General features: G+C 65.6%; 16 protein-coding genes and 1 tRNA gene. 12 read left to right on the plus strand and 5 right to left on the minus strand.

What is annotated here, in order from left to right:
* Positions 1-21: 21 nt before the first annotated feature.
* A complete protein-coding gene (locus tag C7C57_RS03625; protein WP_030148285.1) occupies positions 22-603 on the minus strand; it encodes a 5-formyltetrahydrofolate cyclo-ligase in 582 nt (193 codons plus the stop codon).
* Between the two features lie 80 nt (positions 604-683).
* Between C7C57_RS03625 and galU the strand changes: the two genes are divergently transcribed.
* From galU to C7C57_RS03640, 3 genes are all read left to right on the plus strand, one after another.
* On the plus strand, positions 684-1,580 hold the full coding sequence (gene galU / locus C7C57_RS03630) for a UTP--glucose-1-phosphate uridylyltransferase GalU (protein ID WP_030148286.1): 897 nt from the start codon (positions 684-686) through the stop codon (positions 1,578-1,580).
* Between the two features lie 9 nt (positions 1,581-1,589).
* Positions 1,590-2,243: a GNAT family N-acetyltransferase gene (locus tag C7C57_RS03635; RefSeq protein WP_030148287.1), complete on the plus strand. Its 654-nt coding sequence runs from the start codon at positions 1,590-1,592 to the stop codon at positions 2,241-2,243.
* Between the two features lie 109 nt (positions 2,244-2,352).
* Positions 2,353-3,339, plus strand: a complete 987-nt coding sequence (locus C7C57_RS03640; RefSeq protein WP_187977618.1) for a hypothetical protein — start codon at positions 2,353-2,355, stop codon at positions 3,337-3,339.
* 68 nt (positions 3,340-3,407) lie between these two features.
* On the opposite strand, the gene C7C57_RS03645 is transcribed toward C7C57_RS03640, so the two are convergent.
* Positions 3,408-4,100 carry a hypothetical protein gene (locus tag C7C57_RS03645; RefSeq protein WP_187977619.1) on the minus strand — a complete coding sequence of 231 codons (693 nt, stop codon included), beginning with the start codon at positions 4,098-4,100 and terminating at the stop codon, positions 3,408-3,410.
* A 218-nt stretch (positions 4,101-4,318) separates the two neighbouring features.
* Between C7C57_RS03645 and C7C57_RS03650 the strand changes: the two genes are divergently transcribed.
* From C7C57_RS03650 to C7C57_RS15810, 9 genes are all read left to right on the plus strand, one after another.
* Positions 4,319-4,394 (plus strand) — tRNA-Ala (locus C7C57_RS03650).
* Positions 4,395-4,553: 159 nt separating this feature from the next.
* Positions 4,554-4,928, plus strand: coding sequence for a hypothetical protein (locus C7C57_RS03655; RefSeq protein WP_187977620.1), 375 nt, complete (start codon positions 4,554-4,556; stop codon positions 4,926-4,928).
* 62 nt (positions 4,929-4,990) lie between these two features.
* Complete coding sequence (locus C7C57_RS15805) at positions 4,991-6,469, plus strand: tail fiber protein (RefSeq protein ID WP_187977621.1); 1,479 nt, start codon at positions 4,991-4,993, stop codon at positions 6,467-6,469.
* A gap of 104 nt (positions 6,470-6,573) precedes the next feature.
* Positions 6,574-6,909 carry a hypothetical protein gene (locus tag C7C57_RS03665; protein ID WP_187977622.1) on the plus strand — a complete coding sequence of 112 codons (336 nt, stop codon included), beginning with the start codon at positions 6,574-6,576 and terminating at the stop codon, positions 6,907-6,909.
* Between the two features lie 243 nt (positions 6,910-7,152).
* Positions 7,153-7,815 carry an Abi family protein gene (locus C7C57_RS03670; RefSeq protein WP_187977623.1) on the plus strand — a complete coding sequence of 221 codons (663 nt, stop codon included), beginning with the start codon at positions 7,153-7,155 and terminating at the stop codon, positions 7,813-7,815.
* A 383-nt stretch (positions 7,816-8,198) separates the two neighbouring features.
* Entirely contained in the window at positions 8,199-9,632 is a 1,434-nt protein-coding gene (locus C7C57_RS03675) for an APC family permease (protein ID WP_255505819.1), read from the plus strand.
* Between the two features lie 52 nt (positions 9,633-9,684).
* The gene (locus tag C7C57_RS03680; RefSeq protein ID WP_187977625.1) at positions 9,685-10,908 is read left to right on the plus strand and encodes a saccharopine dehydrogenase family protein; all 1,224 of its coding nucleotides are present in this window, start codon (positions 9,685-9,687) and stop codon (positions 10,906-10,908) included.
* 227 nt (positions 10,909-11,135) lie between these two features.
* Complete coding sequence (locus C7C57_RS03685; protein ID WP_187977626.1) at positions 11,136-11,684, plus strand: TetR/AcrR family transcriptional regulator; 549 nt, start codon at positions 11,136-11,138, stop codon at positions 11,682-11,684.
* Positions 11,685-11,897: 213 nt separating this feature from the next.
* The gene (locus C7C57_RS15810; RefSeq protein ID WP_255505764.1) at positions 11,898-12,545 is read left to right on the plus strand and encodes an excalibur calcium-binding domain-containing protein; all 648 of its coding nucleotides are present in this window, start codon (positions 11,898-11,900) and stop codon (positions 12,543-12,545) included.
* 205 nt (positions 12,546-12,750) lie between these two features.
* Here C7C57_RS15810 and C7C57_RS03695 read toward each other — a convergent pair whose 3' ends face one another.
* From C7C57_RS03695 to C7C57_RS03705, 3 genes are all read right to left on the minus strand, one after another.
* Positions 12,751-13,392 (minus strand): MBL fold metallo-hydrolase, encoded by a 642-nt coding sequence (locus C7C57_RS03695; protein WP_187977627.1) that lies wholly within the window; start codon positions 13,390-13,392, stop codon positions 12,751-12,753.
* Positions 13,393-13,535: 143 nt separating this feature from the next.
* Positions 13,536-14,318 carry an HAD-IIB family hydrolase gene (locus C7C57_RS03700; protein WP_187977628.1) on the minus strand — a complete coding sequence of 261 codons (783 nt, stop codon included), beginning with the start codon at positions 14,316-14,318 and terminating at the stop codon, positions 13,536-13,538.
* A 202-nt stretch (positions 14,319-14,520) separates the two neighbouring features.
* Positions 14,521-16,209 carry a glycoside hydrolase family 13 protein gene (locus C7C57_RS03705; protein WP_187977629.1) on the minus strand — a complete coding sequence of 563 codons (1,689 nt, stop codon included), beginning with the start codon at positions 16,207-16,209 and terminating at the stop codon, positions 14,521-14,523.
* Positions 16,210-16,219 lie beyond the last annotated feature (10 nt).

The following is a 16,219-nucleotide window of genomic DNA, read 5'->3' on the forward strand; positions in this document are numbered from 1 at the left end:
TGAGGGGAGAGTGGGCAGGATCTAGCCGAGTTCGGCGATCCGCGTCGGGGTGACGACGCCGTTGACCGGGCGATCATGAACATCCTGGGGGATGGAATCGCGCAGTTCACTATCGTAGATCACCCCGTAGACCGGTGGGCAGCGCTCCATCGATCCGAGGGTCTTATCGAAGTATCCGCGGCCCCAGCCCAGGCGCATGCCGGTTTGGTCGACCGCGGCGGCGGGGACGATGATCAGGTCCACGTCGTTGATCGCGATCGGACCGAGCAGCTCGCCGATGGGCTCATTGATTCCGAACAGACCCGCGCTTTCCTCGCCGGTCTCGCCGACGGTCCAGTCCAGCAGGCCGTCCTCCCGCGAGATCGGGAACAGGATGCGGATGCCGCGCTCAAGCGCCCAGTTCAGGAACGGCCGGGTGTTCGGCTCGCTCGGACGGGACAGGTAGCAGGCGATGCTGCGTGCCCCGGAACGGGTGATGAGTTCCTGCAGCTGGGTGGTCAGCCCAACCGTGGTGTTTTCCAGCTCGGTGCTGGTCAGGTTGCGGCGGCGCTCGCGCAGCTCGGCACGGAGGGCTCGCTTTTGGTGGTCTACCTCATGGGACATAGCCCCATTCTAGGTGTGATGGGCACCGGTGGATACGATCCGGGCTGTTGCCGAGTACCGGGTGTGAGTAGTGTGGGGGTATGTCAAAGCGCGCGAATAAGGTAGTTATCCCCGCCGCAGGTCTTGGAACCCGCTTCCTCCCGGCGACCAAGGCGATGCCCAAGGAAATGCTCCCGGTCGTTGATAAGCCGGCCATCCAGTACGTGGTTGAGGAGGCCGTGGACGCCGGGATGACCGACGTTCTGATGATCCTGGGACGCAATAAGAACGCCCTGGAAAACCACTTTGACCGGGTCACCGAGCTGGAGATCGCCCTGCGCAAGAAGGGCGACAAGCAGCGCCTGGACTCCGTGGAGCAGCCCAACGACCTCGCCGACATCCACTTCCTGCGCCAGGGAGACCCGCTGGGTCTTGGACACGCGGTCCTGCGAGCCAAGCGTCACGTGGGCAACGAACCGTTTGCCGTGCTGCTGGGTGACGACCTGATCGATGAGCGCGACCCGCTGCTGACCAAGATGCTGGACGAGCAGGTTTCGCGAAACGCCACGATTATCGCCCTGATGGAGGTGCCGCCGGAGTCGATCTCGCTCTACGGTGCCGCCGCGGTTGAGGCCACCGACGACCCGTCCGTGGTTCGGGTGACCGGGCTGGTGGAGAAGCCGGCCGTCGAGGATGCCCCCTCCAACCTGGCCATCATCGGACGCTATGTCCTGCGCCCCGAGGTCTTTGATGTGCTGGAGCACACCCAGCCGGGTAAGGGTGGCGAGATTCAGCTGACCGATGCCCTGCAGGAGCTGGCCGCGGATGAGTCCATTGCCGGCGGCGTCTATGGCGTGATCTTTGATGGTCGCCGCTACGACACCGGCGACCGAGCCGACTACATCAAGGCCATCGTCCAGCTGGCCACCGATCGGGAAGACCTGGGCGCCGAGCTCAAGCCGTGGCTGCGTAACTTCGTGGCCGGCCTCGAAGACTAGGGAACACGAGTGGCATCTTGGAATTTCCAGCCGCAGCAGGTTGGGGATATTGTGTTGCGCGGCGTCAAGCTGCGGGACGCGAAGGCTCTCGAACGTGAGCTGCTGGGGAACCGCTCGTGGCTGGCACCGTGGGAGGCGACCAGCCCCCGCGGCATGTTTGCCATGGACGTGCGTGCGTCCATTCGCGACCGCCTGGCCGCCGCGCGGGCGGGTGAGAGCCTGCCCTTGATCATGGAGTATCGGGGGGAGCTTGCCGGGCAGCTGACGGTGTCCGGGCTCACCTATGGATCCCTGGCTTCGGCGAGCCTCGGCTACTGGATCTCCGAGCGTTTTGCGGGCAAGGGCATCACGCCCACCGCCGTGGCGCTCGCCACCGACTACACGTTTCGGATGCTCGGGCTGCACCGGATGGAGATCTGCATCCGGCCGGAGAATGCCCCGAGCCTGGCGGTCGTGCGCAAGCTCGGGTTCCGGTATGAGGGGTTACGTCGGCGCTACATTCACATCAACGGGGACTGGCGCGATCACTACTGCTTTGCCGTGGTGGCCGAGGAGGCTCCCGAGGGTGTGTACGCGCGCTGGCGGATGGGGCTGGCCGATCCGCGCCTAGCCGAGATTCCCGAGGCCGATCGGCTCGCGGCGAGCGTACCGCTGGAGTATTAGGTTTCACGATCGTTCAACACGCCGGACCTGCCGGAATATCCGCCGAGTGTTTGTAGACACACCCGCGGTGCGAGGGCTGTTTTTTGTCATTCGCACGTACCGTAGGTGTATGCCGGGTGGAATTCTGAGTGGTGGTGTGGTGTTCGCGGCTGCAGCCGTGCTGTGGCTCATCTATTTGGTGCCCACATGGCGCCGACGCAACGAGTATTTGGCGACCGAACGCAACGCGGTGCGATTGCAGCAGACGATGCGTGTGCTCGCCGAAACCACCGAGCTGCCCGGCCAGGTACACCTGGAGATTTCCTCACGCGAGGTCGCCGAGAAGCAGAAGGTGCTGCGCAAGGTACAGGCCGAGATCCGCGAGCGTGCCAAGCAGGAGGCGCTCGAAGAGGCCGCCCAGCTGCGCGCCGAGCTCACCGCGCGTCCGCCGCTGACGGCGCTGCGTGCCAAGGCCCGCAAGCGCTCCCGGCTGATGGCAACCGTGACCCTGCTGATCGGCGCGATCGGTGTCGTCTCCGGCAGCGTGATCGTGGCCGGTGGTGGTCAGGCCGTGTTGCTGATCGTGGGTGCGGTCATGGCGCTCGCTGGTATTTCGCTGCTGGTGGCGCTGGCTCGCCCGGTCAAGCTGGTCGCGGTGCCCGAGGCGGTACTGGATCAGGTGGTTACTACGGCGCCCGCCGAGTCTCAGCCCATGCAGGATCTGGCCGATCCGCTGCCCATTGCCGTTCCCCAGGCCGAGCCGCTGCGCCCCGGAGCCTGGGTTCCGCCGGTGCTGCCCGCGCCGATGTACGCCTCCGAGGGATCGGTGGCCGCCGCCTCGATGGCTCGGCAGGATGCCCAGGACGCGCTGCGTCGCGCGGCCCTCGCCCAGGTGCTCGCCGAGCGCGCGGCCGAGCTGGCTCCCGAGGCCCCGGTGTCGATCACCCCGGCGGCGAATACGCCCGCAGCCTCCGCGTCCACTGCCCCTGCCGTTCCGGATCGAGGCGCCGCCGAGCGTCCGCCGAGCCGTTTTGCCCGGATGGGCGTGGTGGATGAATACGCGCAGGGTGATGACCTTTCGGTCGACCTGCTCGCGCGTCGTCGCAACGCCGGTTAGGTTTCGATAACGCCTACGCCCCCGCTCGATTGAGCGGGGGCGTAGGCGTTATTGGAGGAGACGAGCCGTTAGCGCTCGGTGCCGAAGCCGATCACGACACCTGTGTTTTCCTGGAAGATGACCGTGTAGGGCACGTATTCGTCCCATCGCTCGCGGACCGGGCTGCCGGTGAGATCACGGGCAAACAGGATTTCATAGTCGGCACGGGTTGCCCCGTCCTCGCGCTGAGTCAGGCCGCCACCGGCAAAGCGAACTCGGCTGGCGGTTACGGTGCTTTTGCCATCGGGAACCGGATCGGTACCGAACCTGAGTGCCTCCACCGCGCCGGAGTTGAGACCGTGGCGTCCGAGTTCGCTGAACTCGAATCCCTGAGTCATGTCCCGCAGGAACTCGTCGCGGGCGGCATCTCGGGTTTCGGTGGTTGCCGCGGGGCTGAAGGCGACGTTATCGAGGCGTTCGAGAGCGGTGGCCAGCTGCGCGCCGAACTCGTTGACGCGGGCGGCGCTGCTGAAATCGGCGACCATCAATTGAGAGGTGTCGACTTCCTCCAGGGTGAGGTCGGCGTTTAGCGGGGGCATGCCGTCATCGAGCGTCACTTTTTCGCGGTCGGGATCGGTGTAGTCGATCTCCCGAGTCTCCTCGCTGGCATCCTTCGACGGAAACCTGAGGGAATCATCCTCGATGGAGCACCCCACGAGGGTGAGTGCGAGGGCCCCGAGGGCGACGAGTGTCGGCGGCCGGCGACGTGAGGTCTGAAACATGTCAACGAGTGGGGGAGTCATCTGCGACTTTCGGTTGGTGTTTCGTGCCGCGGTGAAACCCGCGAGGTGACTTCGACTCTGTCGGATCGGCACGGTCGTGTCAATGACCCAGCTTGGGGTGGGGCGCAAACCGGCTCCAATAATTCCCGCGCAGGAGCCGGTTTCGGACGCGAATTCGGCGAGCCGATTTCCGCGTGATACGCTCGTTCTTACCGCAAGGGCCTATGGCGCAGTTGGTAGCGCGCTTCGTTCGCAATGAAGAGGTCGGGGGTTCGAATCCCCCTAGGTCCACCACTGCAAGAACCGGTCAGTCTCCGTAGAGACTGACCGGTTTTTCTTTGTCTGGGTAATCTCGGACCTGCTCGACACCGCCATGGGCGGGCCTCGAAGGTTGGTGCCCGGCCACGGCAGTAGTGCCCGGCTCGGGGCGTGTGATGCTACGGTAGCCGGAAGATGAGCACATCAAAATCTAGCGCCCAGCGTCGGGCCGAACGTCTGGATACGCTGGGGTTTATGGCATGCCTGGTGGGCCCACTGGCGGTTGGCGTGATCCTCAACGCCCTGGTGCGTCCCTGGCTGGCGAGTCTGCTGGGGGCCGAGCGCCACGCGAGTGGGAACGGGGTGCGCGGGCAGGATGTGTGGTGGACGGTCGATGCGGCGACCGCGATTGAACATCCGTTTCTGAGCGGATTCTTGGCAATGTCGCACGGCCTCATCGCCATGTACCTGCTGGGGGTGATCGTGTTGGCCCTTCTCATCCGTTGGGCGGTGAAGCGCGTACGTCGCTATGTGACGGAGAAGCACGCTTCAAAACGTTATAAGGTGTAGCCTATAGCGAGCTTGCGCATTGAGGTGCACGCGCATACCCCCATCCATGACAGGGAGTACCCATGGTTTCAGTGCTGAGAACCGTCTCAATCAGCGTCTTCGTTTCACTCCTTGTTGGCGGAGGGAGCGCCCTGGCCGTGGCCGGGGTCGCGGGCTCCGGACAGATTCGCGAGGGCACCGCGCTGAACGGGTGTCTGGACTCCTCAAGTGGAACTCTCTCGCTGTTGCCCGAGGACTCCGAGTGCAAAACCGGAACCATTCCCGTCACCTGGCAGTCCTCGGCCGAAGCCGTCGGTAAGCCGGGTGAAAAGGGGCAGACGGGTGAACCTGGTCCGAGTGGATCCGCGGGTGAACCCGGTTCGGCGGGCGAAGCTGGTGCGCCCGGAAACACCGGCTCCTCGGGAGTTCCCGGCGCCCAGGGTGCCCCCGGCCGCCAGGGCGCTCCGGGTGCTCCCGGAGCCGGTGGAATCCCGGGGCAGCCAGGTACTCCCGGCGCCGTCGGTGCCCCCGGTACCGCGGGTGCTCCCGGTACGCCTGGTGCCCCCGGTGTGGCTGGTGCTCCCGGAGTCGCGGGTGCGCAGGGCGCGCGCGGCGAGAAGGGCGATGCGGGCACCGCTGCCTGGTCAAGCGTCTCCGAATGGAGCGCGAGCGCAACCTATACGGCCGGCCCGCCCGCGGCGCTGGTCACCTATCAGGGGGGAACCTATGTTGCGGCGCGCTCGTCCGTGGCCGCGTCTCCGAAGGCGTCGGCTTCGGACTGGATTCTGATTGCCGCCGCCGGGATCAAGGGTGACGCCGGAGAAAAGGGCGATAAGGGTGACACCGGCAATCAGGGAGCTACCGGCCTGGTGGGCCCGATCGGTCTGAGCGGACCACTGGGCCCGGAGGGACCCACCGGCACGCAGGGAATTCAGGGACTTCAGGGTCTACAGGGTCTACAGGGTCAGCAGGGCGTCCAGGGTGCAACCGGGGACGTCTCCTGGAAGTTCCAGGGTGCCTATTCTGCCACCGCGGTCTACTCGGCCACGGCCCCGGCGAGCGTTGTGCAGTTCGAGGGATCAACCTGGATTGCGACCAGGGCCGAGCCTTTCACCGGTGTGGTTCCCACGGACGCCTCGGCCTGGGCGCTGCTCTCGGCCGCGGGTGCCACCGGCCAGGTGGGTGCTACCGGAGCGACCGGGCCTGCGGGGCCCCGGGGGCCGGAGGGACCGAGCTGGCTGACACGGGAGCGGTTTGGTGCCGTTGAAGACCTGGCGAATAAATTCGGGCATGATCTGAGGCCGAACTGGCAGGGCGGACGGGGCAATAATGACTGCACTCTCGGCGAGGTGATCTACACCGCGGGTGTCTTCGGATTGGGAACGCCCGCGGATGGACGGCTCCTCGATATCTCCCAGAACACCGCACTTTTCACCCTGTTGGGGACCACTTATGGTGGAAACGGACAGCAGAATTTCGCTCTGCCTGACCTGCGCGCAACAACGCCGACCGGCCTCATCGCCAGCATCTGCACCTTCGGTATCTACCCCTCGCGCGAGTAATCTAAGACGCGGCAGTTCCCGCCGGGGCATCGCCCCGGCGGGACGTTCCCGGTGCGCGTTTGGGGGATGCCCGTGAGTGCTCGCGCTGGGCTATTCTGCGAAGCGTGAGTGAAAGTTTGGACGAACGCGGACGGAAGAATCTCGGCGAGCAGAGTAGCCTGAGGCAGAGGCCGGTCAGTGGTATGGCGATGGTGTCCTGTGCGCTGGCGCTCGCCTCGGTGCCCGCGATTCTGATTTTCGCCCCACTGGGGTGGGTGCTCGCCCTGGTCGCCGTAATCGGTTCGTTGAGTTCCCGCGCCGCACTTCGCGACAATCCCGCGCTCCGCGGGGCTCGGCTGAGCCTGGCCGCCTTCCTGATTGGCGCGGCTGTTCTCGTGCTGCAGCTGATACCGATGATTATCGGGTTCGCTATTCTCGCCGTACCTACGGGGATGAATTGAGCACTCGCTCGGTCTCGCTCTGACCCGTTTCGTCCTGTTGAACCGTGCGTGGCGGCAGCCGGTGCGCTTTCCGGTTTTCCTCCACAGAGCCCGAATCTGCGGAGGTTCTCCACAGCATGAGGGCCGGCATTTTTTGTGTGCGACGGGTTCCCTAGCGTTAAAGACGTAACCCCGGAGACGTGCTTTCGCAGAGGCCTTCCGGGGTCTTCTCGAAAAGGCTAACACGACGAAGGGACCTGCACAATGGATCGAAACTTCAACCCCGAGATGGTTATTGGCACTCTCTCGGCCCAGCGTATGAATCCGTATATCAAATACGCCGGTGGAAACGTTCTTGATGCCATTGCGCTCTACGAATGGAACCTTTCCATCTCCGGGGCGTTCTATGAGTCCATCGGCGTGGTCGAGGTCTCTGTACGAAACGCCATTGCCGAACAGCTCAATCGTCGTCATGGTTCTCGAGCGGGGTCATGGCTTGATGATCCGGATGCGCTGCTATCGGAGCGGACTATTCGCGATATTCGTGTCGCCCGTGCCCGTATCCGCAAGTACGGGTCTGGAGACCAGCACGGGCACATTATCGCCGAGCTCAACTTTGGATTTTGGAAGTATCTGTTGGCTCGTCGATACGAGGCGAGTCTGTGGACGAACTGCCTTCGATTCTCCTTTCCTGGGCTTCGCCCGCAGAGGCGCGGAGCGGCATTCGCAGTGATGCATAACCTCCATTCGTTGCGAAATCGCATAGCTCATCACGAACCGATTTACCGGAGGGAGCTCGTCCGGGACGCGGATTCAATCGACCGAATGCTGGATTGGGTTGACGCGTCGGTTGCGGCATGGGAGGCGAAAAGATCCAGGTTATCGCGCACCCTGGCACGGCGGCCGCCGATGGGTGATTCACCGTAGTATTCGGATGCCAGGCTGGGGAAATCGGCTTTGGGGACCCGCATCCAGGGACTCGAAACAAGGTGTTTACAATTTAATTTCGCAACGCCGCGACGGGGGAATAATCCGCGCCGTTGCGCGGCGCGACACGGGAGTTGCCAGCGAGAAAACCCGGTGTCGAGGGGGCTCCGAGACGCAAATCGGAGGTGATCGTGTTGACGGGGGAAGGATCGCGTGGCACGATTTACCTACCTCCCGACCGAATGGTCGGGAGGTGCGGAAACTCGACGACCGGCTCGATCCCCACCCCGGCGTACCGTTGCAGAGGAGCACAAGTGAGCGTGACAGAAAACGTGGCCGCGGGCCAGGGCGGTAAGGGCCTGGCGCACGGCAAGCTGGGCCTGATGGCCTCGATGGTGATTGGCCTCGGCTCCACCGCACCGCTGTACTCCCTGGCGGCAACCCTCGGGTTTATCGTGATCGCGGCCGGGGCTCAGGCACCGATCGCCCTGATCGTCGCCTTCGTGCCGATGTGCCTCACCGCTTTTGCCTACCGCGAGCTCAACACCGCGGTCCCCGATGCCGGTACCGCGTTCACCTGGGCGTCCAAGGCGTTCGGTCCGCGTACCGGATGGCTGGCTGGCTGGGGCGTGTTTGTGGCCGGTGTGATCGTGATGTCGAGCCAGAGCGAGGTTGCCTCCAAGTACCTGCTGCTGCTCATCGGTGACGGATCGATCGCCAAGAACCACACCCTCGTGGTGGCGCTCGGCGCGGTCATCATCGCCGCCATGACCTGGGTCTCCTACCGGGCGGTCGAGGCCGGGGCGCTGACCCAAAACATTCTGATGGCGCTGCAATACCTGGCGATCATCGCCTTCTGCATCGGCCTGGCCCTCGCCATCGGCAGCGGCGCATTCCACAACTTCGCCTTCTCCTGGGACTGGTTCAACCCGTTCGCCGCCGATAACCCGGCCGGATTCATCCAGGGTGTGCTGCTGGCGATCTTCATCTACTGGGGCTGGGACACGTGCCTCTCCCTCGCCGAGGAAACCAAGAACCCGCGCACCACCCCGGGACTGGCGGCGCTGCTGTCCACCGTCGTGCTGCTGATCACCTACATCGGCATGACCCTGCTGGCCATGATGCACGCCGGAGTCGGCACCACCGGCACCGGCCTGGCCAACCCCGACACCGCCGAGGACGTGTTCTTCGGCCTGCGTAACGACGCCCTCGGCCAGTGGGGCTGGGTCCTGGTGTTCGCGGTGTTCGTCTCGGCCCTCTCCACCTGCCAAACCACGATTCTCCCCACCGCCCGCGGAACCCTGGCGATGGGTGTCTACAAGGGCCTGCCCGGCCCGTTCGCCAAGATCACCCCCAGGTACTCGACCCCCGGTTTCTCGACCATCTTCATGGGCGTCGTCTCGGTGATCTTCTACGTGGGGATGTCCCTGCTGAGCGGCAACATCCTCTCCGACACGATCGAATCCACCTCCCTCGCGGTGGCCATGTACTACACGATCACCTCGTTTGCCTGCATCTGGTTCTTCCGTAAAAACCTCTTCGACAGCGCCCGCAACACCGTGTTCAGGCTCGTGCTGCCGCTGATCGGCGGGCTGATGATGGGCACCGTGTTTGTCTACTCCGCCATCAGCATGTTCGATCCGAACTACGGCACCACGCAGCTACTCGGCACCAGCGGCACCTTCGTGATGGGTGTCGGATCGCTGCTGCTGGGTCTGGTCGTGATGTTCATTTGGTCGCGGTTCCCCGGCGCCAAGGAGTTCTTCTCCGGCAAGGCGCTCAACCGCGAAACCCCCGTGCTGGTTCCCGAGAACTAGCCCCAGTCTTTTCCTCAACCGAAGTAACACCGTCACAACAGAAAGAAGTATCGTGCACATCCTGATTATCGGTGCCGGTGGCGTCGGCAGTGCCGCAGCCCGAATCGCCTCTCGCCGTTCCTTTTTCGACAAGCTGACGATCGCCGACTACGACCCCGCGCGCCCGCAGGGCCTGGTGACCGAAATTGGCGACCCCCGCTACACCGCCGCGCAGGTGGACGCCTCCAGCGCCGATGCCGTCGAGGCCCTGATCCGCGAGACCGGCGCCACCCACGTTCTCAACGCCGTGGACCCCCGCTTCGTGATGCCGATCTTCGACGGTGCCCACGCCGCCGGCGTCACCTACCTCGACATGGCGATGAGCCTGTCCGTGCGCCACCCCGAAGACCCCTTCACCAAGACCAACATCAAGCTCGGAGACGACCAGTTCGCCGTGGCTGACGAGTGGGAAAAGAAGGAGCAGCTGGCCCTGGTCGGGATCGGCGTGGAGCCGGGCCTGTCCGACATCTTCGCCCGCTACGCCGCCGACGAGCTGTTCGACGAGATCGACGTGCTCTCGGTCCGTGACGGTGCCAACTTGACCGTCGAGGGATACGAGTTCGCCCCGTCCTTCTCGATCTGGACCACCATCGAGGAGTGCCTGAACCCGCCGATCCTCTGGGACAAAGACAAGGGCGGCTGGCACGCGGTGGAGCCGTTCTCCGACCCGATCACCTTCGAATTCCCCGAGGGCATCGGCGAGGTCGAGTGTGTGAACGTGGAGCACGAAGAGGTTCACCTGATGCCGCGCTGGATCGACGCCAAGAAGGTCGAGTTTAAGTACGGCCTCGGAAACGAGTTCATCGAGGTTCTGAAGACCCTGAACAAGCTGGGCCTCGACAAGACCGAGCCGGTGACCGTGCGCGGTCAGCAGGTGTCCCCGCGCGACCTGGTGGCCGCCGTACTGCCCGACCCGGCGACCCTCGGTCCGCTGATGAAGGGCAAGACCTGTGCCGGCGTGCTGGTGACCGGAACCCACAAGGACGGCACCAAGAAGTCGCTGTACCTCTACCACGTGGCCGACAACGAGGAGACCATGGCCCGCGATAACTCGCAGGCGGTGGTCTGGCAGACCGCGATCAACCCGGTTGTGGCGCTGGAGCTGCTCGCCAACGGCATCTGGAGCGGTGCCGGAGTCCTCGGCCCCGAGTCGTTTGACGCCAAGCCGTTCCTCGAACTGCTCGCCGCCGCCGAACCGCAGGGCTACGGCTCGGCCTGGGGCATCGTCGAGCGGTAACACAGACTCGAGGGAGTGATTACCCCTCGACACCCCGGTGGGTGCGCGCACTGGCTTGTGCCGCGCCCCACCGGTAATGAGCGCCCGGTTAGGGTATGGCCGGGGCGCTCGGAGCCGCCTGGAAGTGGCTCCCAACAAAAACCCCGGCGGCGCGTGACCGGGGCTCGTGTTACGCGCCGCCACATGGGGCACTACCGACCGGTTGGATGTGCCAAACTGGAAGTCACATGGACCAGCAGAGCAAACCGGATCAGATCATCGAGGCCTACGTCGACCTCCTCGTCGTGCAGGGCGTGCGCTCGGCCAGCATCGACGCCATTGCCAAGCGCAGCGGCCTCTCCAAGGCCGGACTGCTGCACCACTTCCGCTCCCGCGATGCGATGGATCGGGAGATCCTGGACCGCCTGGAGTCGCTGGTCACCGCGGACGCCGCCGCCATGCGGATCGCCCCCGAGGGGGCCGCGCGCTACTACGTGAGTACCTCGCTGGAATACTCCTCGCCCCTGGAGCGTCTGGTGGTGGCCGCCACGCGGCTCGGACAGGCCGGAAATAACGAGGCCTGGATCACCCTGCGCTGGGCGCGGGATCGGTGGTTTGAAGTTCTGGTGGACTCACTCGGTGACGAGACCCTGGCCCGCCTGGTGCTGCTCGCCGGCGACGGGATCGCCTATCACACCGACATCATAGGGGAGGAGAGCGATCCCTTCCTGGCCGAGTCCTCGATCACCGCGGTCGCCGACCTGATCGGGACCCTGGGAAAGGCGCCGACCCGCTAGGCGTCTCGCTTGCGAGGCGAGCGCCGAGAAGCCCCGCGAGCGCCGAATCTGGTGGCCGGACGTACCCCCAAACCGGGCGACACCGGCTCAAAACGCGGGAATTCGTTTTGTTTCAGATCCTCGCGTTCTGCATACTGGCGATGATCGACCGTTGGCTGCCGCGCATGTCGGTCGAAACCTCCAGTTTCCCGCATCGCAAGGACCTCTACAATCGTGCCTCCCCAGTCAGTATTTCCCGAGACCGCGCCCCTGCCCGTTACCTCGCTTGAGCACGAGGGCGTCGCGTCGCCACGTAAGCCGTTCTTTCGACGCTGGTGGGTGATTACCCTGGCGTTTCTGCTGGTGCTGGGTCTCGGATCGGGCATCGGCGGGGCCGCGAGCCGAAACGATCGGGAGGCCCTCAAGGAGGAAAACGCCTCGCTGGTTGCCAAGCTCGGCGAGGCGCAGGCGCGGGTCAAAGAGCAGCAGGGGGCGGTGGACGAAGCCACCAAGGCCGCGAATGAGGCCAAGGATAAGCTGAAGGAGTCGACCTCGCTGGCCGATCAGAAGGGACGCCAGGTCACCGATCTGGAGGCACAGGTCTCCGCCCAGACCGCGCGCGTGGGCGAATTGGAGGCGGCCGTTGCCGCGGCTCAGGCTGCGGCCCAGTCAAAGGCTCCCGCCGCGCCGCAACAGTTCGCGGCCACCCCGCCCAAGACCCAGCAGCCCGCGCAGGCCCCGGCCGCTCCGCCTGCTCAGCGCGAGGTGTACTACAAGAACTGCGCCGCCGCTCGTGCCGCGGGGGCCGCTCCGGTCTACGCGGGCCAGCCCGGCTACGGACGGCACCTGGATCGCGACGGCGACGGGATCGGCTGCGAGTAGTCGCCGATCCAGAGCTGCCTAGTCGCGGGTTCCGCCGCGAGTGAGCGCCTCACCACGTCGCCTGGTCGCAGGTTCTGCCGGGACCGGGAATGAGCGCCTCACCACGGGACGGCCTGGTCGCGGGTTCGGCCCGCGCAGTGCGCCCAAGACACCACCGCCGCGATGATCAGCAGGATCATCGCGGCGGTGTTGTATAGAGTCCCGTTTAGACCTCGAACGTCTCGCCCTCATCCAGGGTGGTGAAGGGCACCCCGGTCAGGTTGTCATCTCCGAGCATCCGTCCGCTCATCTGGCGGCCCGGCTCGCTCAGCAGCAGGTCATGGATCTGGACGCTCTGGCGCGGTGCCACCGCGCGGACGTAGTCGATGGCTTCGCCGAGCTTGCCCCACGGGCCGCTGGTGGGAACCAGCAGGGTGTCCACCGGGACGCCGGGTTCGAGGTAGGCATCGCCCGGGTGGAAAACCTTACCGTCCACCAGATAGCCCACGTTGGCGACCAGCGGAATGGTCTGGTGAATGAGCGCGTGATTCTCGCCAAAAACCTCGAAATCAAAGCCGGCAACGGTGGCGCTGAACCCGGCGGAGACGGTGTGGATATTTGCCCGGTCGGCCGGCAGCTGGGCGGTCACCGAGGCGGGCGCATAGATCGGCAGGTCGGGGCGGGCCTCCAGGGCCGCCAGAATCTTATCCTTATCAAAGTGATCACCGTGCTCGTGCGTGATCAGCACCGCGTCGGCCCCGGCCAGGAGCTCGTCGGTGTTGGTCGTGAACGTGCCCGGGTCAATCAGCAGCTCGTGTCCGTCCTTGGTCAGGGTCACGGTTGCGTGGGCGTATTTGGTGAGTTCCATCGGGATCCCTCTCATTCACTTGTCGACGTCACGATAGCGGAGGAATCTGAGCCTTAGCCGCGGGTGTTATCCACAGCAGTGTGTCGGCTCGTGAACGCACAACGGCCGGGCCCCGAAGGACCCGGCCGGTGTTCAAAACGAAACTATTTGGCGAGCAGCGCCTGCAGACGGGCGAGGGTATCCGGCCAGCCGGTCACCTCGATCGTGCGGGCACCCATCGCGGCCACCGCGTGGTCGTTGCCGCCGGGCTGCAGCTGGTCACCGTAGAACAGCATGTCCGAGAGTTCCAGGCCGGTGGCCTCGAGCAGACGGTTCACGCCGTAGGCCTTGTCGCGGCCGCGGCGGGTGATGTCCACCGAGGTCGATCCACCGGCACGTACCTCCAGGTCCGGCAGCAGCTCGGCCACGCGGGCACGCAGGGCTTCCTTCTTTTCTCCGGTGGGATCCCAGCCGTACTTGGCGTCCACGGGTGCCTCCTGGCCCAGGGCCGAGAAGGTGATCTGCGATTCGCGATCCTCGAGCACGTTGCCCCACGTCTGCTCGGACCACAGGCCCAGTTCCCGGGCGGAGTCCTCGACCGCGCGCAGGGCGCGGGCCTTCTCGTCATCGCTCAGCGACTCGACATAGCGGCGGTCCCAGGCACCGTCAACAAAGCGGAAGTACTGGGTGCCACAGGTGGGCATCAGGTGCAGGTTTTCCAGGTGGGTCGCACCGGCGGATTCCAGCGCCTCGATGACCTGCGAGCGGAACTGTCCGATCTGGCCGCCGGAGATCACGGCGAGCTGGGTGCGCGGCAACAGCTGCGCAAACACCTGGGCCATCTCATCGGGCAGGCGCGTCTTGGACGGCGCCAGGGTGTCATCAAGGTCAAAGGCCAGCAGCACGGGGAGCTCGGTGGGGAGCTCGGCGTGTGCGGAATCGGTCACGGCACTCACTTGAGAAACGGTAGCATGTGCGGCTGAAATCCGCGTCCCGGCTGGCTGATGGATATCGGGTCCACGGCACCGCGCGCACCCGAAACGGCACCCGCGGCGCCTCGGATGAGACGCCGCGGGGGGGGGTGAAGCGGATGAGTCGTGGCCGCTCCGGTGACTCGAACGTGACCCGCGGGGCGGGCCCTTGTTTCTCCTAGCGGGCGGCGATCCACACGGTGGTCTCACCGGGCACCTCGGTGAGGGCCTGCTCCACCGGGTCCGAGCTGGACAGCGCTACCGCATCCGGCCCCAGCGGATAGGGTTCGGTACCGAAGTTGGTGATCACGCGCCAGCCGTTGGGGCGCACAAATTCCAGGACGTCGTCACGTCCGGTCTCCAGCCACTCCAGCGCCTCGTCGGTCTGCAGCTCGTGACGCAGCGCCAGGGCACGGCGATACAGGCTCAGGGTCGAGTGCGGATCGGCGGCCTCGCGGGCGACCGCATATTCGGCAAACCACGCGGGCTGGGGCAGGTGCGCCCCGGCCTCACCGAACCCGAAGGACGGACCGGACTCGGTCCAGGGCAGCGGCACCCGGCAGCCGTCGCGCCCGATCTCGGCACCCTGGGTGCGGAAGAAGGTGGGGTCCTGGCGCTCGGCGGCCGGGATGTCCGCCACCTCGGGCAGCCCCAGCTCCTCACCCTGATACATATACGCGGACCCGGGCAGGGCCAGCAGGAACAGGCTCGCAGCGCGCGCTCGCCGCAGCCCGCCCGCGGTGTCGACCACCGGGTCGGTGCCGCCGCTGAGCAGCCACTGTGATCCGTGCTTGTGCAGCGGTCGTCCATCCGCACCACGCTCGGTACGGGGCAAGCCGTAGCGGGTGGCGTGACGGACCACGTCGTGATTGGAGAACACCCAGGTGGTCGAGGAACCCGAGGTGGCCGAGATGGCCAGGTTGTCGGTCACGATCCGGCGAAACTCCTCGGCGTCGAAGTCAGCCTCCAGCAGGTCGAAGTTGAACGCCTGACCGAGGGACTTCGGGCTCGCATACAGCGGCACCCGCGAGGGGTGCACCCACGCCTCGGCCACCGCGGTGCGCGGCGGGTCGTACGAGTTGAACACCGCGCGCCACTCGGCGTAGACCTCGTGCACGTCGTCACGGTCGATGATCGGGTGGTTACCATCCTGGGGCAGCGCATCGAGCTCGGCCTGGCTGGGCAGGGGGTCGGTGAGATCCTTGGTGAGCATGTGGGCGACATCGATCCGGAAGCCGTCCACACCCCGGTCCGACCAGAACCGCAGGGTCTTCACAAAGTCCGCGCGCACCTCGGGGTGGCGCCAGTTGAGGTCGGGCTGCTCGGTCGCGAAGTGATGGAAGTACCACTGACCGTCCGCGACGCGCTCCCACGAGGGACCGCCGAAGACCGAGACCCAGTCGGCGGGCGGCTGGTCGCCATTCTCTCCGGTGCCCTCGCGGAAGATATAGCGCTCGCGGGCGGCGGATCCGCGCCCGGCCGCCAGCGCCTCCCGGAACCAGGCGTGCTGGTCGGAGGTGTGGTTGGGGACGATGTCCACCACCACGTGGATGCCGCGTGCGTGCAGGGCCGTAACCATCGCATCGAAGTCGTCCAGGGTGCCCAGGCGCGGATCCACGTTGCGGTAGTCGGCCACGTCGTAGCCCCCGTCGGCGAGAGCCGAGGGGTAGAAGGGGCTCAGCCACACGGCGTCGATCCCGAGCTCGGCCAGATAGTCGGCGCGCGAGGTGATCCCGGGGATATCCCCGAGTCCGTCGCCGTTGGAATCGGCGAAGCTGCGCGGATAGATCTGGTACACCGCGGCCTGACGCCACCACGGTGCGGCCTCGCCGGTGCGGTCAAATACGGTTTCGGTCGGAGTAGACACTTTTTCCTTT

The organism is Mycetocola sp. JXN-3, assembly GCF_014522285.1.
Lineage (GTDB): Bacteria > Actinomycetota > Actinomycetes > Actinomycetales > Microbacteriaceae > Mycetocola > Mycetocola saprophilus.

Excerpts from the sequence above, each read along its gene's own strand:
- C7C57_RS03625 (WP_030148285.1), bottom strand. The coding sequence starts at position 603 with ATGTCCCATGAGGTAGACCACCAAAAGCGAGCCCTCCGTGCCGAGCTG.
- galU (WP_030148286.1), top strand. The coding sequence starts at position 684 with ATGTCAAAGCGCGCGAATAAGGTAGTTATCCCCGCCGCAGGTCTTGGA.
- C7C57_RS03640 (WP_187977618.1), top strand. The coding sequence starts at position 2,353 with ATGCCGGGTGGAATTCTGAGTGGTGGTGTGGTGTTCGCGGCTGCAGCC.
- C7C57_RS03645 (WP_187977619.1), bottom strand. The coding sequence starts at position 4,100 with ATGTTTCAGACCTCACGTCGCCGGCCGCCGACACTCGTCGCCCTCGGG.
- C7C57_RS03655 (WP_187977620.1), top strand. The coding sequence starts at position 4,554 with ATGAGCACATCAAAATCTAGCGCCCAGCGTCGGGCCGAACGTCTGGAT.
- C7C57_RS15805 (WP_187977621.1), top strand. The coding sequence starts at position 4,991 with ATGGTTTCAGTGCTGAGAACCGTCTCAATCAGCGTCTTCGTTTCACTC.
- C7C57_RS03670 (WP_187977623.1), top strand. The coding sequence starts at position 7,153 with ATGGATCGAAACTTCAACCCCGAGATGGTTATTGGCACTCTCTCGGCC.
- C7C57_RS03675 (WP_255505819.1), top strand. The coding sequence starts at position 8,199 with ATGGCCTCGATGGTGATTGGCCTCGGCTCCACCGCACCGCTGTACTCC.
- C7C57_RS03685 (WP_187977626.1), top strand. The coding sequence starts at position 11,136 with ATGGACCAGCAGAGCAAACCGGATCAGATCATCGAGGCCTACGTCGAC.
- C7C57_RS03695 (WP_187977627.1), bottom strand. The coding sequence starts at position 13,392 with ATGGAACTCACCAAATACGCCCACGCAACCGTGACCCTGACCAAGGAC.